Genomic DNA, 26,095 nt, shown 5'->3' on the forward strand with positions numbered 1-26,095 from the left:
TGCGGTTCAGCTAGTGATTCCCCTTACCGGGCTCACAGAGGACTCTCACCTCCAAGTCATCCTGTCAGTACCACCTGTACAGGAATAGCACCCGTCAGGGCGCAACGCGCCGTGCCCGGCGCACAACAAAAAAACAGGCCCGTAGGCCCGCTTTTGCCGTTAAAGCTCAGAGGTTCCACGTGGAACCTTTTTGTCTACACGTCGAGATTTGCTACTTTAAGCGCGTTGCTCTCGATAAATGCACGGCGTGGCTCCACTTGGTCACCCATAAGTGTCGTGAACAACTGATCCGACGCAATGGCATCTTCAATCGTAACCTGAAGCATACGGCGTGTGTCTGGATCCATTGTGGTTTCCCATAACTGATCTGGATTCATTTCGCCCAGACCTTTGTAACGCTGTATGTAAAGCCCGCGTTTTGATTCACTGATCAACCACTCTATCGCTTGCACGAAGTCCTCAACGGGCTGAACTTTCTCGCCCCGTTGAACATATCCACCTTCTTCCATCAGGCCATTAATCTCAGAGCCCACGGAAGCCAAGCGGTCGTAGTCACGGCTAACCAAGAACTCGTAGGTTAATGGAAAGTCGGTGTAAACCCCATGGCGACGCAGGCGAATCGTCGGAAGATAGACGCCTCGGCCTTCCTCATGCACGACCTTCACTTCATAGGTCGCTGAATCTCGCTCAGTTCCCATCAAGTCATTGGTAAAAGTCTCGGCCCACTTCTGGACAAACTGCTCATCCTTCAAGTTTTCCGCTGTCAAACGCTCAGCATACACAAGTCGGCTGAGAACATGTTTGGGAAGACGACGACTTAATCGATTGATGGTGTCCATCGCGAATTGATAATCACGAACCATTTTCTCTAATGCGACGCCGGTAATTCCCGGAGCATCCGCATTGACGTGCAGCGATGCGCGATCAAGTGCGAGACTGGTTAGGTACTGAATCAAGCCCGGATCATCTTTAATATAGGTCTCTTGCTTACCCTTCTTCACTTTGTACAACGGAGGCTGCGCGATATAGATGTATCCACGCTCAATCAACTCCGGGACCTGCCGGTAGAAAAACGTCAGTAGCAGCGTTCGGATGTGAGATCCATCCACGTCCGCATCCGTCATGATAATAATGCGATGGTAACGGGTTTTGTCTGGATTGTATTCGTCACGACCAATCCCACAACCAAGCGCGGTAATGAGTGTGGCCACTTCTTGCGACGAGAGCATCTTATCGAAGCGTGCTTTCTCAACGTTCAGAATCTTTCCTTTGAGTGGAAGAATAGCTTGGTTCTTGCGGTTGCGGCCCTGTTTTGCCGAGCCACCCGCAGAGTCACCCTCCACAATATAGAGTTCAGAGAGTGCTGGATCTTTCTCTTGGCAGTCTGCTAATTTCCCAGGCAACCCAGCAAGGTCTAAAGCACCTTTCCGGCGCGTCATTTCCCGCGCTTTACGCGCTGCTTCACGGGCGCGTGCCGCATCAATAATCTTCTGAACAATAACTTTCGCGTCAGTCGGATTCTCAAGGAGGAAATTCGACAAATGCTCGTTCATCGCCTGCTCAACCGCCCCCTTCACCTCGGACGATACTAACTTGTCCTTAGTCTGAGATGAGAACTTCGGATCAGGAACTTTTACCGAGATAACTGCCGTCAACCCTTCGCGGGCATCGTCCCCGGTTGCGTTCGTCTTTGCCTTTTTGGCATAGCCCTCTTGCTCCATGTAGGAATTCAAGGTCCGCGTCAACGCCGCCCGGAAACCTGCCATGTGCGTACCGCCATCGCGCTGAGGAATCGTATTCGTGAAACAGTAGATGTGCTCTTGGAACGAATCGTTCCATTGCAGACCAACCTCTACCGAAATACCATCTTCACGTTCCATTGAGAACTGGAATACTTTCGGATGAATTGGGGTTTTCTTATCATTCAAGTAACTTACGAAAGCAGCGATACCGCCATCATATTTAAAATGGTCTTTCCGGTCCGTGCGTTCATCTATGAGGTGAATCGATACCCCGGAGTTTAAGAAGCTCAACTCACGAACGCGCTTTGCCAAAATATCGTAATGAAATTCGACATCGGTAAAGGTATCCGTACTTGGCCAGAAACGGATTTCAGTACCCGTTTTCGTGGTATCGCCAACTGCTTGAATATCTGAATCTGGGTTACCGTGGGTGTAAGTCTGCTTCCAAACTTTACCGTCCCGCTGAATTGTTAATGCAAGTTTTTTTGACAGCGCATTCACAACCGAAACACCAACGCCGTGTAATCCGCCGGACACTTTATAGGAGTTATCATCGAACTTACCGCCCGCGTGCAACACCGTCATAATAACCTGCGCAGCGGAAACACCCTCCTCTGCGTGCACTTCAACGGGGATACCACGCCCATCGTCACGGACTGAAACCGAGCCGTCCGAGTGAACGGTGACATAAATCTCATTACAATGTCCCGCCAGTGCTTCATCGATAGAGTTATCCACGACTTCAAACACCATGTGGTGCAATCCTGTTCCGTCGTCGGTATCACCGATATACATCCCCGGCCGTTTGCGCACCGCATCAAGGCCTTTGAGGACTTTAATACTCGATTGATCGTAGTTACTAGCAGACATACATGATTCCTGTTTATTCAACGTTGATTGTTCCGTGTTCCACGTGGAACAATCGGGTTTCGGTCGTTGTGAAGTGATGTTCTATTTTTTCTTTATCGATCGCTGTCACAAAAACCTGACTTCCACTCTCGACTAATGCTTGGCACAGTCGTTGTTGGTTCTCTTGGTCGAGCTCCGCAGGGAGATCGTCCACCAAGATGACGCAAGGCTGTCCACGTCTCTCTTGGTAATCAGCCCCTTGCACAAGACGCAAAGCGGCTACGAGTAATTTCAGCTGCCCTCGCGACAAGCGCTCCCTGGCATCCACACCATCTGCTCGAATCTGCCACTCTGCCTTATTTGGCCCGACGCTGGTGTAACCTTGCCGTTTATCGAGTTCAAGCTTCTCTTGCAATGCCTCTGCGAGGGTTTGCTGCTCTTGCCAACCCGGCATGAGCCGGAATTCAAAATTGTATTGAGGCAGAAATTGGTGGCAAAAGCGATTTAGTCGCGCGTTCAATCCTTGTAGATACTCCCCACGCGCTTTCGTCACACGTTCACCCGCCTCCGCCAATTGCTTGTCCCAGAAGGCGCCACCTTGAGCATCAAAGTCCCGTTGTTTGAGCAAACTATTGCGCTGCTTCAAAAGCCGAGAAAAAGTCACCCAGTCGGCATAATGGGATTGTTCCACATGGAACAATCCCCAATCCATATATTGCCGCCGCAGCTTTGGTCCATCGGTGACCAAGTCGACCCCTTCAGGGGTAATCAGTTGAACCGGCATTAATCGAGCCAATGCGCTAAAACGCTGTTCATTCTGCCCGTTTAAGCGAATTTCGGTTTCACCATTCCGTTGCCGACGAAAGCCGACACGATACTGGGCTTCGTCATCCCCTTGGCTCGGCTGAATTCGTGCAAACAAGGTATAACTATCTTGCGTGTCCTGCACCACCTGCCGAACCTGGTGTGTCCTGAACGAGCGCCCAAAGCCTAGGCTATATACAGCTTCCAGAACACTCGTTTTCCCGCTTCCGTTTTCACCGCAAATCAAGTTAATCGAGGAGCAAGGAGCTAATTCTGCGCGTTTAATATTCCGAAAGTGCTCAATCACTAATTGATGAATATGCATAAACGGTCAAACGCGCTTTTTCATTAAAGGCGCATCGGCATGACAACGTATAACGCACCATCATCTGCGTTATCTTCAACGATTGCGCTGCTGTTTGGGTCACTGAGCGTTATTTTCACCTGCTCACCTTCTATCGCGTTCAAAACATCAAGCAAGTAAGTGATATTGAATCCTATCTCAAACGACGGGCCGTCATAGGTAACCTCAAGCTTCTCTTCCGCCTGTTCCTGCTCTGGATTATTCGCAGTCAGCACAACTTCGTTCGTTGAGAGCGCAATACGTACGCCGCGAAACTTCTCATTGGAAAGGATAGAGGCCCGTACACAGCTCTGCTTCAACAGGTCACGATCTGCGACCACAATCCGGTCGCCGCCGGTTGGCAATACACGACGGTAATCCGGGAAGCGCCCGTCAAGTAACTTACTCGTGAAAATCATATTTCCGGTGCTGACACGAATATGATTCTGCCCAAGAGAAACCGAAACTGCGCTATCGTCATCCGCTAACAACCGAAGCAACTCCGTGACGCCTTTTCGGGGCACGATCACTTGCTTGTGCGGCAATGCACTTTGCTCGAGGCCAACAGCAGAGAGCGCTAGACGATGACCATCGGTCGCCACTGTTCGTAAAACATCATCATTCACTTCGAACAGCATGCCGTTCAGATAGTACCGGACGTCTTGATTCGCCATCGAGAAATGAGTTTTATCCATCAGCGCCTTCAATTCGCCCTGATTCATCTCAATTTGAATCTCACTTTCCCATTCATCGATATTTGGGAAATCCGAAGCAGGGAGACTACTTAATGTGAAACGACTGCGGCCCGAACGAACCACGACTTTGTCATCACTGGCCTCAAGCTTTACGTCCGCACCCTCCGGCAGACTGCGCACGATATCCAAGAGCTTCTTCGCTGGAACTGTTACGTCTCCTGGATTCGAATCCTCTAGCGCCACTTCTGAAACAAGTTCGACTTCCAAGTCGGTGCCGGTCATCCGCAATTGGTGATCGGTAACTTGAATTAACACATTACTCAAAATCGGCAAGGTATTCCGTCGTTCCACTGCACCACTGACAACTTGAAGCGGTTTGAGCAATGCATCTCGGCTGATTGTGAATTTCATGCGGCTAACTCCCCTTTCTTATTATTCGTTCACTGTGACGTGTCGATGGTCCTGCTTCAAACCGACAAAGTTCGATTTAAATTCCGATAATCTTCTTGTATCTCGTGATCAGACTCGATCAGCTCTTTCACTTTACGGCACGCGTGCAACACCGTGGTGTGGTCTCGCCCGCCAAACGCATCGCCTATCTCAGGCAAACTATGGTTCGTTAATTCTTTCGCAAGCGCCATCGCGACTTGCCGTGGGCGCGCAATGGAGCGGCTGCGGCGTTTCGACATCAAGTCAGACACCTTGATGTTGTAATATTCTGCTACTGTACGCTGAATATTATCAATGGTCACCAAGCGCTCTTGCGCTGCGATCAGATCCCGCAGGGCTTCTTTGACAAACTCGATCGTGATCTCACGTCCCGTCAAGGTGACATTTGCAATGACCCGATTCAATGCACCCTCAAGCTCCCGAACATTCGAACGTAACCGTTTGGCAATAAAAAACGCGACTTCATGGGGAAGTTTAATCTTCCGCTCCTCGGCTTTACGCTCAAGAATGGCAACGCGAGTGGGTAATTCCGGGGGTTCAATTGCCACGGTTAAGCCCCAACCAAAACGTGACTTCAACCGTTCATCTACCCCTTCAATTTCTTTCGGGTACACATCGCTTGTTAAGATAACCTGTTGATTTCCCTCAAGAAGCCAGTTGAATGTATGGAAAAACTCATCTTGAAAGTGCTCTTTTTTCGCAAAGAACTGAACATCATCTATTAAAAGCGCATCGACGCTGCGGTAGCTTTCTTTGAAGTTATCAATCTTGTTGTGCTTCATGGCATACACCATATCTTGCACGAACCGTTCTGCTCGAAGATAGTAAACCTTTGCATCCGGCTTATTCTTTAAGATGCCATTGCCAATAGAATGTAACAGGTGAGTTTTACCCAAGCCGGTTCCGCCATAGATAAACAGCGGGTTGTACGCTTTTCCTGGATTTTCTGCGACCTGAAGTGCTGCCGCCCGGGCGAGCTGGTTTGATTTACCTTCGACGAAGTTATCGAACGTATGATTGGGCTGTAGATTACTGTGTTGCAACGAGACCGGACGTTCGCCTTGGCGTAAAGTTTCAGTGCTTGACTGTTGAGATCCGCTCCGGGGAGCACGTTGTCCTTCTCCTGCGGCGTGGCTTTCACCATTGAGCTGCGATGCGGGTACCGCGAGCGGCTTCCGTGCACCTCCAACGCGCAATTCAACGTTCGGCGATTTTTCGCCCGCTTCTGCGCGAAGGAACGTCATAATTTGCTTCAGATACTTATCCTTGACCCAATCCATGACATAGGTATTCGGCGCATACAAAAACAACGTGTTGTTTTCAAAGTCTGCCTGAAGTGGGCGGATCCAGGTACTAAAGTGCTGAGCAGGTAACTCATTCTGCAAGCGTGCCGCACACTCCTGCCACAGTGAATTACTCACAGCGCACCTCAATGTGTCTGAATTGAAAGTTGTTGCCGTTGACCGTCACCGGTGAACTCCTGTTCTTATCATGTGTATCCGGGTGTGTTTTTTATAATCCGTGACACAATTTAGGTGCCAACGAGGCGCTTAAGAAACGTCTTTGAGAGCCGACCCAACTGCGCCCCGATCCTGATCGGCGATCCGCTTTGCGATCACCTATTTTTCAACCCGAAACCGGACTCTCCATTCTACGGAATTAAAAGGGCTGACGCCAGTATTTTGCCCTGAGAAAAACTGACTTATCCACAGGCGTTTTTTTGAAATCAGGTTTGACAGCGATCGTTTTTGTGGGTAGAATCCGCGCTCATTTTGAACGACAGATCAGCTACGGAATCACAGCAATGAAAAGAACATTTCAACCAAGCGTACTGAAACGCAAGCGTACCCATGGCTTCCGTGCGCGCATGGCAACTAAAAATGGCCGTCAAGTACTGGCCCGCCGTCGTGCTAAAGGCCGCAAGCGCCTGACTGCTTAATTGCCAGTCAACGATGCGCGATAGCTCAGGTCGCTGAGTGAATCAGTATTCCTATTCTCGGGAGTTACGTTTGTTAACTCCCGCAGAATTCCAAAACGTATTTAACTCCCCTCCTGTTAAAGCTGTTAGCACACAGCTCACCATGCTCGCCAAGCCAAATGAACGGAATCATCCACGCTTAGGCACGACTGTGAGTAAAAAAGTCGCCAAAAAAGCAGTGGATCGGAATCGAGTGAAAAGAATCATTCGTGAAACTTTCCGTTTACAGCAGCATAAATTGCTCGGCTTTGATATTATCGTCATCGCTAAGCCGGGGGTGAATGATTTGGACAATCAAGCTCTCAGCGATTTATTGAATTATTTATGGCGAAAATTAAGCAAGCGTTGCGCGCAATACTCGTCGCAATCCTAACCGCATGCATTCGGTTCTATCAATGGTTTATCAGCCCATTGCTTGGACCCCGCTGCCGCTTTTTGCCAACTTGTTCTGAATATGCTCGCGTTGCTTTACAAAAGCACGGGCCTATTAAGGGAAGTTTGCTCGCCATTCGACGCATAAGTAAATGTCATCCGGGTCATCCCGGTGGTTTTGATCCGGTTCCCGACGTGTCGGCCGAAGCGGAACCCAAAAAAACCCAACGAGAGACGAAGTAACTATGGATTCGCAACGTACAATTCTGGTTATTGCCCTTTTGGTCTTGTCATTTTTCATGTACCAGCAGTGGTTAATCAAAGACGCGACGCGCACCCCGGGCATCGACCCGACCTCCGCGCCGCAGCAAGTAGAAGATCGGGATCCAAGCGTTCCCGGAGGTGACCTCGATGTCCCCGTCGCAGAGGGAACCCGAGACGCCAGTGTCCCTGCGGTCGATGAGAGCTCCGTTATTGCTGGCGATACAATCACCGTTGTTACCGACACTCAGCGCATTGAGATTAGTTTACGCGGAGGCGATATCATCCGTGCCGAGCTGCTGAATCACGCGGAAACCCTCGGCGAAGATGCTCGCTACACCATCTTATTTAATCGCCCAGGTGAAGTACACGTTGCGCAAAGCGGCTTGATTGGCCCTGACGGGCTCGACAATCGCTCAGAGCGACCACTCTTCAGCGTCGACCAGCGTGAGTTTGCACTGCAGGGCGAAACCCTCACCGTTCCACTTTACTACACCGATGAAGATGGCAGCGTGATCGTGAAGACGTTCACCTTCAATCGTGGTGATTATGCAGTGAAAGTCGGCTATCGGATCGAGAATAACGGCGAAAATGCGCGAACTGTTGCATTTTATGGTCAGCTGAAGCAAACCATGTTAAACGGCGGCCGGGGAAGCATGTTCATGCCAACCTACCGGGGTGCCGCTTACTCAAGTGACAGCAACCGTTATCGAAAATACAGCTTCGGCGACATCCGTGATCGCAACCTGAATCAAACGACTCCCGCAGGCTGGGTTGCCATGCTCGAACATTACTTTGTGACGGCTTGGGTTCCAGATCAGAATGTAACGAATCGTTTGTACAGTAACAGCAATGCCCAAAACGAAGCGATGATTGGCTTCATAGGCCCACAAATGACTGTGGCCCCGGGCAGCACACTTGAGCTGACCAGTGTCCTCTATACTGGCCCGAAAGACCAGGCACGCTTGCGCGAGCTTGCGCAGCACCTCAATCTAACCGTTGATTACGGCTTCCTGTGGTGGCTGGCGCAGCCTATCTACTGGCTCCTCGCGTTCTTGCACTCATTTGTTCATAACTGGGGTCTGGCCATCATCTTGGTCACCGTTGTCGTGAAATCGGTGCTTTATCCGCTCACGAAGGCTCAGTACGTCTCAATGGCGAAGATGCGCAAAATTGCACCTCGTATGAAAGAGATGCGGGAACGATTTGGTGATGATCGCCATAAAATGTCCCAAGCCATGATGAAGATGTATCAGGAAGAGAAGGTCAATCCACTCGGTGGCTGTCTCCCAATGCTCCTTCAGTTGCCAATCTTCTTGGCCTTGTATTGGGTATTGTTAGAAAGCCCGGAGATCCGCCATGCAGATTTCATGCTGTGGATTACTGATCTTTCAAGTCGTGACCCCTACTTCATCTTGCCGCTTTTGATGGGCGCAAGTATGTATTTAATGCAGCGTTTGCAGCCGACTCCGGTGACGGATCCCATGCAAGCGAAGATCTTGCAATACATGCCTGTCGTATTTACGGTATTCTTCTTGTTCTTCCCTGCAGGTCTCGTACTATACTGGTTAGTAAGTAACCTGATTTCGATCGCGCAGATGACATATATCTACCGTCAGATCGACAAGAAAGAACAGGCGAAGAAAAAAGCCTAGTTGGGTGATTGACAGTTCACTAGCCCGGCCTAAAAATGTGCTTTAGTGCCGGGCTTTTTTATAAATCGAGGTAAAGCGTGAAGTGTATAAAAGGATTTATGCTCGTACTCGCGCTGCTGCTGGGAGGTATCACGCCCACATCGGCGCAGAACGAATGGTTAGGGACCATCGTCATTGGCACCATCAGTGACATTGATGATTCACATCCTACTTTTTTACGTGTCCAACAAGCGTATCGCATGATTGGCTACGATGCGAAGCTATTATTACTACCCTACGAGCGCAGCGAGTATGAGGCCAATCGTGGGCGCTTTGTCGATGCCGAACTTGCGCGAACGGACGAAGTTCAAGCGCTTCTTCCCAATATGATCCGGATTGATGTTCCGCTCGAGACCGACCAAATCAGTGTTTTCACTGCCCGTGATGATCTCAACATTCAAGACTGGGATGACCTCGAAGGTCTTCGAATTGATACTGTTCGTGGCATGTCCGTGATTACCCGGCGTTTAGTCCAGCATCATCCCTTCAACGAAATAGGCACCGTGGAACAAGTATTTCAACGCCTTGAAAGCGGCCGAAGTGATGTTGCCATTCTTCCCGGAAATATGGCTGAGTTTGTTCTCAGTCGAACAGACGTTACTGGGATTCAGCGGCTTCATCCAGGGTTGGAAGAGCTCCCCCTTTATCACTACATCCATCGTCATCATCAACATCTTACCGAGCAGTTAACCCATGCACTTTATGAAGTTGTAAATGGTGAGCCTCATTCCCTCTCTGCCCGGCCAAAAACGACCCCTTAATGTATGAGTGAATTTGTCCACGAGAACGATACCATCGTTGCCCAAGCAACGCCTCCCGGCAAGGGTGGCGTTGGGATTGTTCGAGTAAGCGGACCTGAGGCGCGTAACATTGCAAAAGCGCTCCTTGGTCATTGTCCTAAACCACGTTATGCGGATTACACACCGTTCCGGGACAGCGAAGGGCAACTCCTCGATCAAGGAATTGCGTTGTTTTTTCAAGGACCAAACTCCTTCACGGGGGAGGACGTTCTTGAGCTACAAGGTCATGGTGGTCCCGTCGTTGTTGATATGCTAATTCGCGCTATTCTGAAAACCGAAAAGGCACGTCTTGCTCGCCCCGGTGAGTTTAGTGAGCGCGCTTTTCTAAATGACAAGCTTGATCTCGCGCAGGCTGAAGCTATCGCCGATCTGATAGATACCACCTCAGAACAAGCCGCTCGCATGGCATTACAAAGTCTTCAGGGTGAGTTTTCCCACAAAATCGACCTCCTCGTGGATGCCGTCGTGCATCTTCGCATGTATGTGGAAGCCGCTATCGATTTTCCAGATGAGGAAGTGGATTTTCTGAGTGACGGAAAAATCGCAACAGACTTGCGCGATATTATTGAACGGCTCGAGCGGGTCGAGGCTCAGGCCAAGCAGGGCAGCCTGCTCCGAGAAGGCATGCGGGTTGTCATTGCGGGACGCCCAAACGCTGGGAAGTCATCGCTCCTCAACGCGCTCGCGGGCCGAGAATCAGCAATTGTGACTGACATCGCGGGCACTACACGCGATGTCCTACGTGAGCATATCCAAATTGATGGGATGCCATTACACATTATCGATACCGCCGGCCTCCGGGACAGTCCGGATAAAGTAGAACAGATCGGCATCGCGCGCGCATGGGCCGAGATTGAACAAGCAGATCGCGTATTATTTATGGTCGACAGTACCGAGACCGATGCTGTCCATCCAGACGATATTTGGCCGGAGTTTTTTGCGCGACTTCCGAAGCACCTCCCATTTACCGTGATCCGAAATAAAATCGATCTCACCCGTGAAAGCGCCAGCTTTCATGAGGACCATGGCGTTCCAGTGATTGCCATGAGTGCATCCACCGGCGCTGGTGTTGAGATGCTGCGTGGTCACCTCAAAGCCTGCATGGACTTTAATGACAAGATGGAAGGTGGCTTTATGGCCCGCCGTCGTCATCTTGAAGCACTCGAACGTGCAAAAGCACATCTGTTTGCCGGCCAAGAGCAGTTTGAGACCTATCTTGCCGGTGATTTGCTCGCGGAAGAATTACGCCTCGCACAGCACCATCTGAATGAAATTACCGGCGAATTCACGTCGGATGACCTCTTGGGCAAAATTTTTAGCTCATTTTGTATTGGCAAATAGCTCCCTTTGTAAAAATATCAGCGGAAACAAATCAATCCGCATATCGCTCCCTCTATCCTTGACTATGCTTAGTAAAAGCATGACGACGGGGGGAGCGCAATGACCTTTCATACCAATACAGAACATCATGCCCTAGTGGTTGAAGGCGGTGCCATGCGCGGCATATTTGCAGCGGGCGTCCTCGATGCGTTTATTGAGCGAGATTTCTACCCCTTTCAGTCTGCGATCGGAGTTTCCGCAGGCAGTACGAATCTAATCGGGTATTTAGCCGGAAATCATCGCCGCAGCTATCAAATCATCACCGACCATGCGCGACGCGATGAATTTATGAATATGCGTCGGTACCTGAAAGGCGGTCACTTTTGCGATGTAACTTGGTTATGGCACTGCTCCCTTGATGAGCTTCCCCTCAACTTGACGAAATTTCACGAACGAAACATTCCTCTTACCGTTGTCACCTGTTCAATTCGTACCGGCAAGCCCTGCTATTTCTTAGTCAATGAGGAAAACATCAATACCCTGTTTCCGGCCTCTTGCGCGATGCCGCTGGTCTTTCGAGATTTCCCACCCGTTGACGATGAGCCGATGACGGACGGTGGACTTGCAGACTCCATACCGGTCATTCGTGCCTATCAACAAGGAGCACGAGACATTACCGTTGTGCTTTCACAGCCATTAGGCTTTAAGAAAACTCCGTCACGCTTTCCAACTCTGATGAAACCGCTCTTTTCTGAACATCCCGCACTATTTGATGCTGTCGTGCGTCGAGCCGATCAATACAATGCCGCACTGGAGTTTATCGCTGCACCACCAGATGATTGTCGCTTGCGGATTATCGCACCACCAAGTAATTTCCCGGTTTCACGCTTTACCACGGACTTAGATTCCCTCAATATGGGGTACAATCAGGGTGTCAACGCGGGCAATCGCTATATAGCTCAAGCTTTGATCAGGTCGGATGCTGCGCGCGCCTGAGGCGTGTTATGATGCCCCCACAATGACGATTAAAACAACGAGAAACCATCCATGGCTCTAATTATTAAATTGCTTGCGGGTATTCTGCTCGGTACCTTTATAGGCCTCTATGCCCCACACGCAGTAACCCAACTGCTCCTTACCTTTAAAGTACTTTTCGGACAATTGCTCTTTTTTACCATTCCGCTGCTGATTTTCTTCTTTATTACCAGCGGCATCGCGAGCTTACCGCAAAACTCGGGTCGGCTACTGGGTAAAACCCTAGGAATTGCCTACTTATCGACGATTATCGCGGGTATTGTCGCATTTTTCGCTGCAAGTGCTGTGGTTCCGATGTTGGCTCCGGAGAGCGCTGATGTCGCAGGCATGACGGGTACTATCTTAGAGCCCTTTATCCAACTTGAGATTCCACCGGTCTTTAACGTCATGACGGCATTGGCCCTCGCATTTATCTTTGGACTGGGAATTGCCGCAACGCGAGCAGAAGCACTGAAGAACCTCAGTGACCAAGGTCGTGATGTGATTAAAGTCCTGCTTGAAAAAGTAATTATTCCCTTCTTACCCATTTATATTGCCGGGGTGTTTGCCGAGATGGCCGCAGCGGGCACGGTGTTTGATACCCTGAAAACGTTCGCGGTCATCCTCCTGCTCGCAGTTGTGTTGCATTGGATTTACATAGTCGGGATGTTCATCCTTGCGGGCCTTAAATCCGGCAAGTCACCTATCTCGTTAATTAAGAACATGCTCCCAGCCTACTTTACTGCACTTGGCACCATGTCGAGCGCCGCCACCATCCCAGTCACGCTGAAAAGTGTAAAGAGCAATAAAGTGAATGAGGACGTCGCTAACTTCACAGTGCCGCTTTGCGCCACGACTCATTTGGCCGGTTCCACAATTACCATCGTGGCCACAACTGTTGCAGTCATGGTGTTGCATAACGCTCTTGTCGTGCCCTCTTTCCTTACCATGCTGCCCTTTATCATGATGCTTGCCATTGTGATGTTGGCTGCTCCGGGCGTGCCTGGTGGAGCCGTCATGGCAGCGGTTGGACTCTTGGGTTCAATGCTTGGGTTTGGTGAAACCGCTATTGCCTTGATGATTGCTCTTTATATGGCGCAGGATAGCTTCGGAACTGCCTGTAATGTCACCGGCGATGGCGCAATTGCCGTTCTGGTAGACGATCAAGCAAAAACCGAAACGTCTACCTCCTAACTGAATGAGCAGCCGTTCATGAATCGCACCACAGACCATCCAAAGTTTCCGGTGGCTGTGGTGCTTTTATTTGTAGCCTTGGGTCCACCCCTGGGCGCCATCACGTTGAACGTTTTGCTCGGCCTCTCATTGCTCATGAGTGTCTCCATCATGGATGTATTGTCCTTCATGATCATCGGCATTCTTTTTGGTTTACCATTTAGTTTCCTCGTGGGCGGCGTGCAGGCGTTAGTTGTCGGGCTCATTGCTGCATTTTATGTCCGTGAGAAAGGCACGCTTTCCTATCATTTTATGACATCCCTCTCATTGATTGCCGGCGTGCTGTATACCATCAATTTTTATGGTCAATTATGGGATCGTACCTTTACCGATCATTGGTTAATATTCTCCCTGTGGCTCACGCATTTACTCCCAGCACTGGTCCTCACCCGCGTCATCCGGAGCAAATACCAACCCGTCCGAGCCTCGAACCATGCCATTTGAAATACGCCAATTAAGTTGGCATAAACGACGTCGACCAACCGAGGTTCCGCGTCCCACCCAGGTATCCATCCCCGATTTCAAGAAATCTGTGAATCATGCATGCGCTGTGCAGGTAACCTTCAGTGATGGGAGCGAGTTAGCGCTCATTGGGCGAGTGATCCAAAACCCGATAACTGGACGATGGTCAGTCAGTGCCATGAACCATCAGGGACATGTAGTTCTCGTGAGTTATATCGAGGAAGATAGCAACTTATAACAATAGTAAGCACTCACTATTGTTCGCTTTTCTGCGGTGGGACGATCGGAACCTGCTCGTATCGCTTACGAATCCAGTTCATCGCCTTGAGTACTCCTTTTTGGCGTAATACCCATTTCTCAAGTTGATATTTTCCCGGCACATCTGAAACCACCACGGCGATAAGAATGGTCAGCAATCCCTGCCCCGGTAAAATCAACATCACCGCACCGGCTAAAAACAATAGCAACGCAATGATATTTCGAAACACGTACACCAATATCCGAGTCACCGTCCAATGACGGTGGCGTCGACGGTGCGCAAAATAGTCAGCCGGCATGCGGACAATCAGCAATGGAATTAGGATCATAGATGCGAGCGCCATCAGGACACTGAGGCTAATCAACCAAGGGAGATGGGGTTGAATAAGGTCAATCAGCCATTGAAGTTGTTCTGGCATTAATGCTCCTTGGTACGACTGACTTCCGTCTAAATCGCAAGCAGTCCTCTCATGACTCGGTATCGCTTAACGCAGCAATAACAGCGGAATTTGCGCGCTGAGAATCATGGCGTTGGTGTGACTTCCCAGTAAAAACTCGCGAATTCGGGAATGGCCATAGGCCCCCATAACCATGACACTGATCTGATGCTCTGCCGCATATTGATTCAGCGTATCTTCTACATCTCCACTGAGAAGTGCTGACGTAACATCCTCAAAACCATGTTCTTCTAAAATAGTAACTGCAGATGACAATTGTGCTTGATGTTCTGAGGATTCAGACCCAACCATCACCACATGCACGGGCAATCCTTTAAACAATGGGCTGCCTGCTACCATCTCCACCGATTTCTTGGCGGTTACGCTGTGGTCGTATGCAATCATAATTCGTTCCGGTACTTGGAACGCCCCGGGAATCACCCAGACAGGCCGCTGCATGGAACGAATAACGCGTTCCACTTGATGCCCAATATACCGACCGATTTGAGACGGTGTTTTGGTGGCGCGCTTGCCTTGTCGTCCAATAACCAGCAAACGCGTATCGTGCTGAATGTCATCTAGGGTTTCTAGGAGATCGCCAAGGCGCTGGCGTAACTCAGGTTCGAGACCGAATGGCTTAATATGTTTTGCTGCTGCTTCTAAAAATAAATGCCCTTGCTGACGCGCAAGCTTTGCACGTTTTTCTTCAAGATCAGTAAATTCGGCGAGAAGTCGCTGTCGCTCGTCCATGCCAATTTGACCACTGAAATCCGCTTCATCCGCCTTTTGAATATCGTCGACGGCATTAAGGAAAATAAGTCGTGTCGACATTCGCGTCGCAGACCAGGCAGCGTAATCGGCCACCGAGTCTGATAAAGCAGATCCATCAATGCAGGCAACGGTATACAAAGACATCAAAGTTGCTCCTCGCTTAAGAATGTTGCGTGGTTTGCTTATCGTGGTTACCTAATTGGTGCACCACATTGGCTGTCGCTTGATTCATACCAAGCACCTCCACCTCGGTGCCCTCTCGTCTAAATTTTAGGACGACCTTCTCTAACGCGCCAACGCAGCTAAAATATCGGCTCGAATATTCCCAAACCCCTCAACTTTCCAGTTCTTACCCATTTCTTTACCTTAAGGTCGTCGAAAATGACCTTTTTTCGTGTAAATTTAATAAATCGACGTTTTTTTAAACGTAAGACAAACTCGTTACAGGCCGCTATCTATTCGGGATTCTGCAAAAAAAAGCTGCCCAAAGAACACGTTATCAATCAGAAATATTGAATTTTTGAGAATCAACCGCAAAAGGGCGTAAAATCACAAGTTAAACCGCTCGATTTAGCCCAGTTTTAGGAAGAAGAATAAGATTACGTATAAAAAAGGCGGCCATGATACGTGTCGGCTTCAAGCGACGCAAGAACGCCCAACAGATATACCATTGGATAAACTCTATACAAGGAATTGCCATGCACTTTCACATTTTGGTAGGAACAACCTCGGGAAATACAGAATATCTTGCTGAAGAAGTCGCACGACAGCTCAACGAGGAAGGCCATACCACTACCCTGCATGACCAACCCGATATCACCGAGGTTGCCACTCAGAATGCCAAATGGATTGCGTGCATTGCTACCCACGGTGCTGGAGAGTATGCGGATTCAATTTTTCCTTTTATGCAAACACTGGATGAACAGAACACCGACCTGTCAACCGTCCAGTATGCATTAATTGGGATTGGCGATTCGAGCTATGACACCTTTAACCAAGCCGGCCACGATGCCCAAAACCTATTCACTCGGCTTGGTGCTAGAAAACTCTGTGAACCACTGATGATAGACATGCTCACAGAAATTGATCCTGAAGGTGTTGCGATCGCTTGGTTGGATCAATGGAGCGATCAACGCGCTCTGTAGAACGTGCATATCGCTCGTCTCGGCTTCTTTCCCGCAAAATCTGGGGATAAATTCATCCCCAGCCCAACCTGCCAACATACCGAGATTCGGTCACGTTATTGAGATCTTATCCACAAAATATCCGGATCATTACCCACGATTTTCAAAAGCTGGGGATAAACAGCGATCTTTGCTGTGATCTGATCCGGGTATAGATCTGGGGATAACTTTCAGTGTGTATAAGTGCCAAGTTATCCCACTGGTTAACCAAGGATAAGATCGCTGTTTATGCACACGGATCGATCAAATCTAAGTCTATGTTTTTCATATTGAATAATGACATTTCCACAGATCGAGGGCGCGCTAATAATAGAAATAATAAAGATCTTTTAAATAAATATAGATCTAATTACTACCGGACCCGAGCCATGCTTTGCGCCTCAGCATGGTTTCACCAGGGACCATGTAAACTCGCGATCAAATGGATGTTGCAGACATTTAAAAGTGCTACAATATCCGGCTACCAGATCCATTAAGTGATCGTTTCTGACGACTCCGTTATCGGATTTCGATCTCAATACGATCAAGCAAGTGACGTTAAGCGTTCGAGGTTATGAACATCATGGCAAGTGAATTACGGTTCGATGTAATTGTCATCGGCGGCGGGCATGCAGGTACAGAGGCAGCGCTTGCTGCTGCACGCATGGGAAAACAAACCCTCCTGCTGACCCATAACATCGATACCCTTGGACAAATGTCATGTAATCCAGCTATCGGCGGAATTGGCAAAGGTCATTTGGTGAAAGAAATTGATGCCTTAGGTGGCATCATGGGCCGTGCGGCTGATCATGCGGGAATTCAATTTCGTACTTTGAACGCTTCAAAAGGTCCAGCTGTTCGCGCCACACGGGCTCAAGCCGATCGTTCGCTGTATAAAACGTTCATTCGAAATGCACTTGAATCGCAGCCTAATCTGAAAATTTTTCAGCAAGCTGCCGATGACTTGATGGTCACCGAAACCGGTATTGGGCCGCGTGTTGAGGGTGTGATTACCCAAATGGGTTTGAAATTTTATGCGCCTGCCGTGGTATTAACGACCGGTACTTTCCTGGGCGGTCAAATTCACATTGGTTTATCAAACTACAGTGGTGGACGTGCAGGTGATCCTCCATCGATCGCGCTCGCACGTCGTTTACGTGAGTTACCCCTGCGTGTCGATCGATTGAAGACGGGAACACCGCCTCGAATCGATGCCAACACCGTTGATTTTTCCGTGATGCAAGAACAGCCAGGTGATTCTCCTCGGCCTGTGTTCTCATTTGTGGGAAGTACCGCGGACCATCCAGAACAGATCAGCTGTTTTATCACCCACACCAATGAGAACACACATGAAATTATTAAAGGTGGACTCGATCGTTCACCGATGTACTCGGGTGTTATTGAGGGTATTGGTCCGCGCTACTGCCCTTCGATTGAAGATAAAGTGGTGCGTTTTGCAGACAAAACCTCGCATCAAATCTTTGTTGAGCCTGAAGGTTTAAATACCCGGGAATTGTACCCAAACGGCATCAGCACGAGTTTGCCATTCGATGTTCAAGTCGCACTGGTCCACTCCATTCGTGGCTTTGAAAATGCACACATCACCCGGCCTGGTTATGCAATTGAATATGATTTCTTTGATCCGCGGGATCTGAAGCAATCGCTTGAGACGAAGCATGTTCAAGGGCTCTATTTTGCTGGGCAAATTAATGGCACCACGGGTTATGAAGAGGCGGCGGCGCAGGGCTTAATTGCGGGCTTGAATGCGGCACTTGCCGTCGATGGAAAAGAGGCTTGGACTCCACGTCGCGATCAGGCTTACACCGGCGTACTGATCGATGATTTAGCGACTTTGGGAACCAAAGAACCCTACCGCATGTTTACTTCACGTGCCGAATATCGCTTATTGTTGCGGGAAGATAATGCGGACATGCGGTTAACTGAGCAAGGTCGTGCGCTTGGGTTAATCGACGATGCTCGTTGGGCCCGCTTTAACGAAAAAATGGAAGCGGTTGCTCAAGAACAACAGCGGCTGCGTAACACCTGGGTGCATAAAGACCACCCGGCGGTTGAAGCAATCAACCCGATTTTAAAAACGCCAATCAGCAAGGAAGCAAGTCTTGAGGAGTTGTTACGTCGCCCTGAAGTGACCTATAACGCCCTGATGAACATCGAAAGTATTGGCCCAGCCCTTGCAGATCCAAAAGCAGCGGAGCAAGTCGAGATTCAAGTCAAATACGCGGGCTATATTAAGCGTCAAGAAGATGAAATTGCGAAGCAAATCCGGCATGAGAATACTAAGTTGCCGTTGGATTTTAACTACAAGAGTATTTCTGGCCTCTCCAATGAAGTGATCGCGAAACTTTCGGAACATAAGCCAGAGACGATCGGACAAGCAGCTCGAATCAGCGGAATCACACCAGCGGCGATTTCCATGCTTCTGGTCCACCTGAAAAAACAAGGGCTGCTTCGCAAGAGCGCCTAAACGGCAGTGCATAGAATGTGAAAATGGCCTCCAAAATGAGGCCGTTTGCTCAAAACAGCATGCGCGTCAGCGCAAACTGATAACACCAAGAATTCGTCATTGAAAGGGCCCTATCATGGCGCGAGTCAAGCCATTTCCAGAAGCGCTTATGCGGCGTCAGCTTGCATCCCTCTTAGCCGAAACGTCCTTAACGGTCACAGAGGCTCAGCAAGACCAATTAATCGGCCTGTTGGCTTTGCTGTACAAATGGAACCATGCATATAATTTAACATCTGTGCGGGATCCCGAAGGGATGTTGGTCCGGCATATCCTCGACAGTATTGTCGTTGGCCCCTATTTGCATGGGGAGCATATTATTGATGTTGGAACCGGTCCGGGACTTCCAGGCTTGCCCTTGGCGATATGCTATCCAGAGAAACATTTTGTTTTGCTCGATAGTTTAACGAAACGTATCACATTTATCCGCCAAGTGGTCCATACTTTAGGCTTGAAGAATGTCACGCCGGTGCTCGCCCGTGTTCAAGATTATCAGGCTACAGAGCATACGCCGGTCGGATTCGACTCGGTGATCAGTCGAGCGTTCGCATCACTTGCAGATATGTTGGCCTGGTGTCATCATCTCCCTTCAACTGAGGGACGGTTTTTAGCGCTCAAAGGTGCACCAACTGAAGATGAGCTAGCAACTGTGGCTGCTCCCTACCGGATTGAAGCGATTCATCCGTTGCAGGTTCCAATGCTCGACGCAGCCCGGCATGTAATTGATATTCGTCAGGAACGAGCCCCTTCATAACTGAGCGTTGGGGCACTCGACATCGGCTTTGATATAAAAATAACTACCGAGGACGCTTCGTGGGGAAAGTCATCGCAATCGCTAACCAAAAAGGTGGCGTAGGAAAAACGACAACGGCCGTGAATCTTGCTGCTTCAATGGCAGCTACACGGCGCAAAGTACTGCTGATTGATCTCGACCCACAAGGCAATGCCACCATGGGTAGTGGCGTCGATAAGTACGAGGTTCCGCACACCGTATATGATCTTTTGGTGGACGAGAAACCGGCATCCATCGTGATTCAAACAGAGACATCTGGAAATTATCACCTGATCGCAGCCAATGGTGATGTAACCGCTGCAGAAATTAAATTGATGGAAGTGTTTGCGCGGGAAACACGCTTACGCCGCGCCTTGGACCCAATTCGGGACCATTATGATTTTATCTTTATTGATTGTCCGCCTTCATTGAACTTGTTAACCGTGAATGCCATGGCAGCTGCGGATTCCGTGATGGTCCCGATGCAATGTGAATATTATGCACTCGAGGGGCTGACAGCGCTTATGGATACGATAGAGCAGCTCGCGTCCTTTGTGAATCCGGGGCTCTATATCGAGGGGCTGTTGCGAACCATGTATGATCCACGCAATCGGTTGGCGAATGATGTCTCGGAGCAATTAAAAAATCACTTTGGTGAAAAGGTATATCGGACCGTGATCCCGCGGAATGTTCGACTGGCCGAAGCTCCCAGTTTTGGATCGCCCGCGATGTACTACGATAAAACGTCAACCGGTTCAAAAGCGTACTTGGCCCTTGCAGGCGAAGTAATTCGCCGGGCTGAAACCACCGCCAATGCGTCATAAGGAAGGCTGATATGTCTGCGAAAAAACGGGGATTAGGACGAGGCTTAGATGCCTTATTGACGACCAGCGCCAACGCGGCTGCACGCCATGATGCCCAGCGCATGGATCTCAACGAACTCGGTGAAAAAGGCGAACTTCGCAAGTTGCCTGTCGAGTTCTTGCGTCCGGGGAAATATCAACCCCGCAAAGATATGTCGCCTGAAGCGCTCGAAGATCTCGCTAACTCGGTTAAAGCTCAAGGAATTATTCAGCCTATCGTCGTGCGCCCCCTCGATGGTAAAGACAATTACGAAATTATTGCGGGCGAACGTCGCTGGCGCGCCGCGCAATTAGCCCAGCTTGATACGGTGCCTTGCTTGGTAAAAGACGTGCCGGATGAGGCCGCTGTCGCCATCGCATTGATCGAGAATATTCAACGGGAAGATCTCAATGCGTTAGAAGAGGCAAACGCATTGCAACGTCTGATTGATGAGTTCGACATGACCCATCAGAGCGTGGCAGAGGCGGTTGGAAAATCACGCACAACAGTCACGAACTTACTCCGCCTGATTCAATTGAATGCCGATGTAAAAATTCTCCTCGAGCGGGGTGACATTGAGCACGGCCATGCCAAGGTGTTGCTTGGTGTTGAGGGCGAACTGCAAAGTGAACTAGCGCGTATTATCGTGGCAAAAGGCATGACGGTGCGTGAAGCGGAGCAATTAATCGCCCGCGCTTTAAACCCGGTCAAAAAAGAAGAGAAGAAGCCAGATCCTGACGTGCAACAGCTCGAACAAAAGCTGAGCGAGCGACTCGGGGCAAAAGTGGCCATTAGCCATAACCGCAAAGGAAGAGGTAAGCTGGTGATCAATTACGCCTCACTCGATGAGCTAGATGGCATTCTCGCTCACATCAAATAGACCCTAGATTTCGGCAAACAGAATTCCAGCCGGAGTCCCCATAACATCTAGTATAACGGCCCGTAAAGATTGTGTGCCGTCTGTGCAGAAATTCCGCCGACTTCGTTTGCAATTTCGAGCGGAATCTTTATAATCTGCGCAGTTTTTCGGTGCGGCTCAGACAAAGCATTGTCCGCGTGAAGCAAATTTTTTAAGCGCGTAAGGTAGATAGCGATGGCGAGGGGGAAAACCCACCCGACAATTCACGCAAGCCGTCGCGTCGTGTGGCGTGTTATTGCACTCCAAATACTGGTTGCCGCCGTACTCATCGTATTATTCGGGTTGACCATGTCAATCCAAGGAGCAGGAACAGCGCTCGCAGGTGCGGGAATTGCTGTTGTTCCTAATGCGCTATTCGCGTTACTGGCATTTCGTTTGAGCTCAGGACGCATGGTACCAAATGTCGTACGCTATTTTTTTGTTGCAGAAGCAGTGAAGTGGCTCTCAACGATCATCTTGTTGATTGTAGCCTTTGTTACCCTGACGGGCCCTTGGATTCCTTTGCTCGTCACCCTGCTTGTCTTGCTCCACCTGCAATGGATGGCGCCCGTTTTTCTGAAATCTAAATTAAATTGATTGGGTTGTAATATGGCTGCACAAAGTAATATCAGCACCCAAAGCTACATTAACCACCACTTGTCAGACATGACGGTGGGCTCTGGTTTTTGGACCTTTAATGCAGGTGCATTCGGCGTCGCGCTCATCTTGGGTGTGGTGTTCGTCCTTTCTTTCATGTACGCAGGTCGTAAGGCGACCACCGGCGTGCCAGGCAAATTTCAATGTTTCGTTGAAATGATTGTCGAGTTCGTGAACGGCTCGGTGAAAGAGATGTTCCATGTGCGGAACAAATTAATCGCACCGATCGCATTAACGGTTTTCATGTGGATTTTCTTAATGAACCTCATGAAACTTGTTCCCGTTGATTGGATGCCAACCCTGTTTGGGGTTGTGGGCTTGATGCTCAATCCAGATGCCATTGCCCACTACGACACCACCGGTTACTCCTATCTTGAGCGCGTGATGGCGCACCCATGGAGCTACCTGACCATTGCTCCGACCACAGATATCAATATTACCTTGGGTCTGGCATTGGGTGTGTTCTTACTGATCATCGGATACTCCGTGTACTTCAAAGGCGTGGGCGGGTTCATTAAAGAGCTGTCGTTCACCCCGTTTAACCACTGGTTGTTTGTCCCGTTCAACCTCATCCTTGAGTTGGTGACCTTGGTGTCTAAGCCTATCTCACTGGGTCTGCGTTTGTTCGGTAACCTCTATGCCGGTGAAGTTGTCTTTATTCTGATTGCACTTGTGGGTCTGTGGCAGTTGCCATTGCACTTTGCATGGGCAGTGTTCCATATCTTGGTGATTGTGCTGCAAGCGTTCTTGTTCATGATGCTCACGCTCGTGTACTTGAGCATGGCAGCAGAAAAACACTAAAGAAGTTTTACCTTTAGCAACATTAATTTTTTACATTAACTTAAACCTTAAAAATTGGAGAAAACCCAATGGAAATTCAAGTCGCAACTTTGTTCGCTGTCGCTATCATCATGAGCGTTGCTGCACTTGCAACGGCAATCGCGTTCGCACTGATGGGTGGTAAATTCCTCGAAGCTACTGCGCGTCAGCCAGAAATGGCTCCACAGCTGCAAACCAAAATGTTCATCTTGGCCGGTCTTATCGATGCTATCGCAATGATCGGTGTTGCTATCGCGTTGTTGCTCCTGTTTGCAAACCCGTTCATCGGTTAATAGCACTCGTCGATCACCAACGTAGAGGAGGGTTGTTGTGGATATCAACGCTACCCTTATAGGCCAAACAATCGCGTTCGCGGTATTCGTGCTGTTCACCATGAAATTTGTGTGGCCACCACTGATCAACGCGATCGAAGAACGTCAGAAGAAAATCGCTGACGGTCTTGCCGCTTCCGAGCGTGCTACGCAAGATTTGGATAAGGCGCGCGCACAGGCCGATGAGGAACTCAAAGCTGCGAAAGTGAAAGCTGCCGCACTAATCGACCAAGCCAAAAAACGGGCTGCAAAATTGGTTGAAGAAGAGACTCAGCGCGGTCATGTAGAGCGTGAGAAGATTATCGCTTCCGGTTATGCCGAAGTGGAAGCTGAGCGTACTCGAGTTCGTGAAGAACTCCGCAAGCAAGTTGCTATTTTAGCAATCGCTGGCGCGGAGAAGATCATCGAACGCGAGGTGGATGCACAGAAGCAAAGCGACATTGTTGAAAAACTTGTCGCTGAATTGTAATCACGGGGGTTGAGCCATGTCCGAACTAAGTACGGTCGCTCGCCCCTATGCTAAAGCAGCTTTTGATTTTGCTGTCGAGCAAGGTGCGTTGCAAAAATGGCACGAAATGCTGTCATTTGCGGCGGAAGTTGCGCAAAACCAAGACGTGAAAACGTTCTTAGCCAGCGCAACAAGCCTGACTCGTCAAGGTGACGTCTTCGTCGGGATCTGTGCAGAACAGCTCGACGAACATGGCCAGAACCTGATCAAGGTAATGGCCTCCAACAAACGCTTAGCCGCTCTGCCTGAAGTACTCGAAATGTACACTGAACTGCGTCAGGCCTATGAAAAAGAAGTCACTGTCGAGGTTACCTCCGCAGTCACTTTAGATGACGCCCAACAGGCAAAGTTAAGCGCGGCGTTGGAAAAACGTCTCGAACGCAAAGTTAAGCTCAATTGCAGTGTCGAACCGTCCATTGTTGGCGGTTTATTGATTCAAGCGGGTGACTTGGTCATCGACAGCACATTGCGCAGCCAGCTATCGCGGCTCGCATCAACACTGCAATCATAATCGGGGACGAGAGCATGCAACTGAATTCAAATGAAATTGCAGAACTGATCAAGCAACGAATTGAGAAGTTCGAAGTCGTCAGTGAAGCTCGTAATGAAGGTACTATCACTGCAGTTACCGACGGTATCATCCGGGTCACCGGATTGGCCGACTGTATGCAAGGTGAGATGATCGAGCTTCCTGGCAATCGCTTTGCCATCGCACTGAACCTAGAGCGTGACTCTGTAGGTGCGGTTGTAATGGGTCCTTATGGGGATCTGCAAGAAGGTATTAAAGTAAAATCGACGGGCCGTATTCTTGAGGTTCCAGTCGGACGTGCCCTTCTCGGCCGTGTTGTAAACACGCTGGGAATGCCGATCGATGGAAAAGGCGCGATTGAAGCAGAAGGTTACGAGCCGGTTGAGAAAATTGCACCGGGCGTTATCGAGCGTCAATCTGTCGACCAGCCTGTGCAAACAGGTTACAAATCGATCGATGCGATGATTCCAATCGGCCGTGGTCAGCGTGAGTTGATTATCGGTGACCGTCAGACCGGTAAAACGGCGATGGCAGTTGACGCAATCATCAACCAAAAAGGCACGGGTATTAAGTGTGTGTACGTCGCAATCGGTCAGAAAGCATCGACCATCGCGAACGTCGTACGCAAGCTCGAAGAACACGGCGCGCTGGACCACACGATCGTGGTCGCGGCTTCTGCTTCTGAGTCTGCAGCACTGCAATATTTGGCGGCCTACTCTGGCTGTACCATGGGCGAGTACTTCCGTGACCGGGGTGAAGACGCGTTGATCGTATACGATGATTTGTCGAAGCAGGCTGTTGCCTATCGTCAAATTTCATTGTTGCTGCGCCGTCCGCCAGGTCGTGAAGCATTCCCAGGTGATGTTTTCTATCTACACTCACGTTTGCTTGAGCGTGCAGCACGCGTCAACGCAGATTACGTAGAGAAATACACCAAGGGTGAAGTGAAAGGCAAAACCGGTTCATTGACTGCGTTGCCAATCATCGAAACTCAAGCCGGTGACGTATCGGCCTTCGTACCGACCAACGTGATTTCAATCACCGATGGTCAGATCTTCCTTGAGACCGACCTATTCAACGCAGGTATTCGTCCTGCAGTGAACGCGGGTATCTCGGTTTCACGGGTAGGTGGTGCAGCACAGACCAAAATCATCAAGAAGTTGGGTGGTGGTATTCGTTTGGCCTTGGCTCAGTATCGTGAATTGGCAGCATTTGCTCAGTTCGCATCTGACCTCGACGAAGCGACTCGCTCACAGCTTGAGCACGGTCAACGCGTTACCGAGCTAATGAAGCAGCATCAGTACGCGCCAATGAGCGTTGCGGACATGGCAGTGTCTATCTTCGCAGCAGAGAAAGGGTTCTTGAAAGGTGTTGAAATCAGCAAGATTCAAGCCTTCGAATCTGCGCTTCTTGAGTACTTCAAGAGCGAGCACGCTGAGCTCATGGCGAAAATTAATGAAACAGGCGATTACAACGGCGATATCGAAGCTGAAATTAAAGCAGGTATCACCAAGTTTAAAGAAACCCAAAGTTTCTAAGGACCGGGCCGTAGGAGACTACGGCCTGCAGT

The 26,095-nt window shown here is 49.5% G+C and carries 27 protein-coding genes; 21 read left to right on the top strand and 6 right to left on the bottom strand.

All coding sequences use genetic code 11. From position 1 onward, the window contains the following. Positions 1-194: 194 nt before the first annotated feature. The 4 genes from gyrB to dnaA are packed head-to-tail and all read right to left on the bottom strand — an operon-like array spanning position 195 to position 6,304. Positions 195-2,612, bottom strand: a complete 2,418-nt coding sequence (gene gyrB / locus CWE11_RS10460) for a DNA topoisomerase (ATP-hydrolyzing) subunit B (RefSeq protein WP_126777574.1) — start codon at positions 2,610-2,612, stop codon at positions 195-197. A gap of 13 nt (positions 2,613-2,625) precedes the next feature. After that, positions 2,626-3,720 (bottom strand): DNA replication/repair protein RecF, encoded by a 1,095-nt coding sequence (gene recF, locus CWE11_RS10465; protein ID WP_126777575.1) that lies wholly within the window; start codon positions 3,718-3,720, stop codon positions 2,626-2,628. A 23-nt stretch (positions 3,721-3,743) separates the two neighbouring features. Continuing rightward, positions 3,744-4,844 (bottom strand): DNA polymerase III subunit beta, encoded by a 1,101-nt coding sequence (gene dnaN, locus CWE11_RS10470; protein WP_126777576.1) that lies wholly within the window; start codon positions 4,842-4,844, stop codon positions 3,744-3,746. A gap of 56 nt (positions 4,845-4,900) precedes the next feature. Beyond that, the gene (gene dnaA / locus CWE11_RS10475; protein WP_126777577.1) at positions 4,901-6,304 is read right to left on the bottom strand and encodes a chromosomal replication initiator protein DnaA; all 1,404 of its coding nucleotides are present in this window, start codon (positions 6,302-6,304) and stop codon (positions 4,901-4,903) included. 383 nt (positions 6,305-6,687) lie between these two features. On the opposite strand from dnaA, the gene rpmH reads away from it, so the two are divergent. The 10 genes from rpmH (at position 6,688) to CWE11_RS12105 (ending at position 14,255) form a co-directional block, all read left to right on the top strand. Beyond that, the gene (gene rpmH, locus CWE11_RS10480) at positions 6,688-6,822 is read left to right on the top strand and encodes a 50S ribosomal protein L34 (RefSeq protein WP_126777617.1); all 135 of its coding nucleotides are present in this window, start codon (positions 6,688-6,690) and stop codon (positions 6,820-6,822) included. Between the two features lie 37 nt (positions 6,823-6,859). Further along, entirely contained in the window at positions 6,860-7,234 is a 375-nt protein-coding gene (gene rnpA, locus CWE11_RS10485; RefSeq protein WP_126777578.1) for a ribonuclease P protein component, read from the top strand. Continuing rightward, complete coding sequence (yidD, locus tag CWE11_RS10490; RefSeq protein WP_126777579.1) at positions 7,186-7,476, top strand: membrane protein insertion efficiency factor YidD; 291 nt, start codon at positions 7,186-7,188, stop codon at positions 7,474-7,476. Before rnpA ends, yidD begins: the two co-directional genes overlap by 49 nt. A gap of 2 nt (positions 7,477-7,478) precedes the next feature. Next, positions 7,479-9,149, top strand: a complete 1,671-nt coding sequence (gene yidC / locus CWE11_RS10495; RefSeq protein WP_126777580.1) for a membrane protein insertase YidC — start codon at positions 7,479-7,481, stop codon at positions 9,147-9,149. Positions 9,150-9,226: 77 nt separating this feature from the next. After that, positions 9,227-9,949: a substrate-binding periplasmic protein gene (locus CWE11_RS10500; RefSeq protein ID WP_206750187.1), complete on the top strand. Its 723-nt coding sequence runs from the start codon at positions 9,227-9,229 to the stop codon at positions 9,947-9,949. Between the two features lie 3 nt (positions 9,950-9,952). Next, complete coding sequence (mnmE, locus tag CWE11_RS10505; RefSeq protein ID WP_126777582.1) at positions 9,953-11,329, top strand: tRNA uridine-5-carboxymethylaminomethyl(34) synthesis GTPase MnmE; 1,377 nt, start codon at positions 9,953-9,955, stop codon at positions 11,327-11,329. Between the two features lie 99 nt (positions 11,330-11,428). Further along, entirely contained in the window at positions 11,429-12,304 is an 876-nt protein-coding gene (locus CWE11_RS10510; protein ID WP_126777583.1) for a patatin-like phospholipase family protein, read from the top strand. Between the two features lie 51 nt (positions 12,305-12,355). Further along, positions 12,356-13,516 carry a dicarboxylate/amino acid:cation symporter gene (locus CWE11_RS10515; protein ID WP_126777584.1) on the top strand — a complete coding sequence of 387 codons (1,161 nt, stop codon included), beginning with the start codon at positions 12,356-12,358 and terminating at the stop codon, positions 13,514-13,516. Between the two features lie 18 nt (positions 13,517-13,534). After that, positions 13,535-13,999, top strand: coding sequence for a hypothetical protein (locus CWE11_RS10520; RefSeq protein ID WP_126777585.1), 465 nt, complete (start codon positions 13,535-13,537; stop codon positions 13,997-13,999). Continuing rightward, the gene (locus tag CWE11_RS12105; protein WP_126777586.1) at positions 13,989-14,255 is read left to right on the top strand and encodes a hypothetical protein; all 267 of its coding nucleotides are present in this window, start codon (positions 13,989-13,991) and stop codon (positions 14,253-14,255) included. Before CWE11_RS10520 ends, CWE11_RS12105 begins: the two co-directional genes overlap by 11 nt. Positions 14,256-14,271: 16 nt before the next feature. Here CWE11_RS12105 and CWE11_RS10530 read toward each other — a convergent pair whose 3' ends face one another. Together CWE11_RS10530 and CWE11_RS10535 are read right to left on the bottom strand one after the other, a co-directional pair. Beyond that, positions 14,272-14,694 carry a hypothetical protein gene (locus CWE11_RS10530; protein ID WP_126777587.1) on the bottom strand — a complete coding sequence of 141 codons (423 nt, stop codon included), beginning with the start codon at positions 14,692-14,694 and terminating at the stop codon, positions 14,272-14,274. A 66-nt stretch (positions 14,695-14,760) separates the two neighbouring features. Beyond that, positions 14,761-15,627, bottom strand: a complete 867-nt coding sequence (locus tag CWE11_RS10535) for a universal stress protein (protein WP_126777588.1) — start codon at positions 15,625-15,627, stop codon at positions 14,761-14,763. A gap of 554 nt (positions 15,628-16,181) precedes the next feature. Here CWE11_RS10535 and CWE11_RS10540 point away from each other — a divergent pair. From CWE11_RS10540 to atpA, 11 genes are all read left to right on the top strand, one after another. After that, the gene (locus CWE11_RS10540) at positions 16,182-16,628 is read left to right on the top strand and encodes a flavodoxin domain-containing protein (protein ID WP_157981346.1); all 447 of its coding nucleotides are present in this window, start codon (positions 16,182-16,184) and stop codon (positions 16,626-16,628) included. 601 nt (positions 16,629-17,229) lie between these two features. Further along, positions 17,230-19,131, top strand: a complete 1,902-nt coding sequence (gene mnmG / locus CWE11_RS10545; RefSeq protein ID WP_126777590.1) for a tRNA uridine-5-carboxymethylaminomethyl(34) synthesis enzyme MnmG — start codon at positions 17,230-17,232, stop codon at positions 19,129-19,131. Between the two features lie 148 nt (positions 19,132-19,279). Beyond that, on the top strand, positions 19,280-19,921 hold the full coding sequence (rsmG, locus tag CWE11_RS10550; RefSeq protein WP_126777618.1) for a 16S rRNA (guanine(527)-N(7))-methyltransferase RsmG: 642 nt from the start codon (positions 19,280-19,282) through the stop codon (positions 19,919-19,921). A gap of 59 nt (positions 19,922-19,980) precedes the next feature. Beyond that, a complete protein-coding gene (locus tag CWE11_RS10555) occupies positions 19,981-20,763 on the top strand; it encodes a ParA family protein (protein WP_126777591.1) in 783 nt (260 codons plus the stop codon). Positions 20,764-20,774: 11 nt separating this feature from the next. Beyond that, entirely contained in the window at positions 20,775-21,662 is an 888-nt protein-coding gene (locus CWE11_RS10560) for a ParB/RepB/Spo0J family partition protein (protein WP_126777592.1), read from the top strand. A gap of 213 nt (positions 21,663-21,875) precedes the next feature. Further along, entirely contained in the window at positions 21,876-22,277 is a 402-nt protein-coding gene (locus CWE11_RS10565) for an ATP synthase subunit I (protein WP_126777593.1), read from the top strand. 12 nt (positions 22,278-22,289) lie between these two features. Further along, positions 22,290-23,138 (top strand): F0F1 ATP synthase subunit A, encoded by an 849-nt coding sequence (gene atpB / locus CWE11_RS10570; RefSeq protein WP_126777594.1) that lies wholly within the window; start codon positions 22,290-22,292, stop codon positions 23,136-23,138. Between the two features lie 68 nt (positions 23,139-23,206). Beyond that, positions 23,207-23,449: a F0F1 ATP synthase subunit C gene (gene atpE / locus CWE11_RS10575; RefSeq protein ID WP_126777595.1), complete on the top strand. Its 243-nt coding sequence runs from the start codon at positions 23,207-23,209 to the stop codon at positions 23,447-23,449. 37 nt (positions 23,450-23,486) lie between these two features. Then, a complete protein-coding gene (gene atpF, locus CWE11_RS10580) occupies positions 23,487-23,957 on the top strand; it encodes a F0F1 ATP synthase subunit B (RefSeq protein ID WP_126777596.1) in 471 nt (156 codons plus the stop codon). Between the two features lie 16 nt (positions 23,958-23,973). Then, positions 23,974-24,507, top strand: a complete 534-nt coding sequence (atpH, locus tag CWE11_RS10585) for a F0F1 ATP synthase subunit delta (RefSeq protein WP_126777597.1) — start codon at positions 23,974-23,976, stop codon at positions 24,505-24,507. 14 nt (positions 24,508-24,521) lie between these two features. Continuing rightward, complete coding sequence (atpA, locus tag CWE11_RS10590) at positions 24,522-26,063, top strand: F0F1 ATP synthase subunit alpha (protein ID WP_126777598.1); 1,542 nt, start codon at positions 24,522-24,524, stop codon at positions 26,061-26,063. Positions 26,064-26,095: the final 32 nt, after the last annotated feature.

The sequence above is a fragment of the Aliidiomarina sanyensis genome, from assembly GCF_003987175.1.
Taxonomy (GTDB): Bacteria; Pseudomonadota; Gammaproteobacteria; order Enterobacterales; family Alteromonadaceae; genus Aliidiomarina; species Aliidiomarina sanyensis.

What these genes read in the sequence shown, in the direction of transcription:
- gyrB (WP_126777574.1), bottom strand. Translation starts at nt 2,612, where the DNA reads ATGTCTGCTAGTAACTACGATCAATCGAGTATTAAAGTCCTCAAAGGC.
- recF (WP_126777575.1), bottom strand. Translation starts at nt 3,720, where the DNA reads ATGCATATTCATCAATTAGTGATTGAGCACTTTCGGAATATTAAACGC.
- dnaN (WP_126777576.1), bottom strand. Translation starts at nt 4,844, where the DNA reads ATGAAATTCACAATCAGCCGAGATGCATTGCTCAAACCGCTTCAAGTT.
- rpmH (WP_126777617.1), top strand. Translation starts at nt 6,688, where the DNA reads ATGAAAAGAACATTTCAACCAAGCGTACTGAAACGCAAGCGTACCCAT.
- yidD (WP_126777579.1), top strand. Translation starts at nt 7,186, where the DNA reads ATGGCGAAAATTAAGCAAGCGTTGCGCGCAATACTCGTCGCAATCCTA.
- yidC (WP_126777580.1), top strand. Translation starts at nt 7,479, where the DNA reads ATGGATTCGCAACGTACAATTCTGGTTATTGCCCTTTTGGTCTTGTCA.
- mnmE (WP_126777582.1), top strand. Translation starts at nt 9,953, where the DNA reads ATGAGTGAATTTGTCCACGAGAACGATACCATCGTTGCCCAAGCAACG.
- CWE11_RS10510 (WP_126777583.1), top strand. Translation starts at nt 11,429, where the DNA reads ATGACCTTTCATACCAATACAGAACATCATGCCCTAGTGGTTGAAGGC.
- CWE11_RS10515 (WP_126777584.1), top strand. Translation starts at nt 12,356, where the DNA reads ATGGCTCTAATTATTAAATTGCTTGCGGGTATTCTGCTCGGTACCTTT.
- CWE11_RS10520 (WP_126777585.1), top strand. Translation starts at nt 13,535, where the DNA reads ATGAATCGCACCACAGACCATCCAAAGTTTCCGGTGGCTGTGGTGCTT.
- CWE11_RS12105 (WP_126777586.1), top strand. Translation starts at nt 13,989, where the DNA reads ATGCCATTTGAAATACGCCAATTAAGTTGGCATAAACGACGTCGACCA.
- CWE11_RS10530 (WP_126777587.1), bottom strand. Translation starts at nt 14,694, where the DNA reads ATGCCAGAACAACTTCAATGGCTGATTGACCTTATTCAACCCCATCTC.
- CWE11_RS10535 (WP_126777588.1), bottom strand. Translation starts at nt 15,627, where the DNA reads ATGTCTTTGTATACCGTTGCCTGCATTGATGGATCTGCTTTATCAGAC.
- CWE11_RS10540 (WP_157981346.1), top strand. Translation starts at nt 16,182, where the DNA reads ATGCACTTTCACATTTTGGTAGGAACAACCTCGGGAAATACAGAATAT.
- mnmG (WP_126777590.1), top strand. Translation starts at nt 17,230, where the DNA reads ATGGCAAGTGAATTACGGTTCGATGTAATTGTCATCGGCGGCGGGCAT.
- rsmG (WP_126777618.1), top strand. Translation starts at nt 19,280, where the DNA reads ATGCGGCGTCAGCTTGCATCCCTCTTAGCCGAAACGTCCTTAACGGTC.
- CWE11_RS10560 (WP_126777592.1), top strand. Translation starts at nt 20,775, where the DNA reads ATGTCTGCGAAAAAACGGGGATTAGGACGAGGCTTAGATGCCTTATTG.
- CWE11_RS10565 (WP_126777593.1), top strand. Translation starts at nt 21,876, where the DNA reads ATGGCGAGGGGGAAAACCCACCCGACAATTCACGCAAGCCGTCGCGTC.
- atpB (WP_126777594.1), top strand. Translation starts at nt 22,290, where the DNA reads ATGGCTGCACAAAGTAATATCAGCACCCAAAGCTACATTAACCACCAC.
- atpE (WP_126777595.1), top strand. Translation starts at nt 23,207, where the DNA reads ATGGAAATTCAAGTCGCAACTTTGTTCGCTGTCGCTATCATCATGAGC.
- atpH (WP_126777597.1), top strand. Translation starts at nt 23,974, where the DNA reads ATGTCCGAACTAAGTACGGTCGCTCGCCCCTATGCTAAAGCAGCTTTT.
- atpA (WP_126777598.1), top strand. Translation starts at nt 24,522, where the DNA reads ATGCAACTGAATTCAAATGAAATTGCAGAACTGATCAAGCAACGAATT.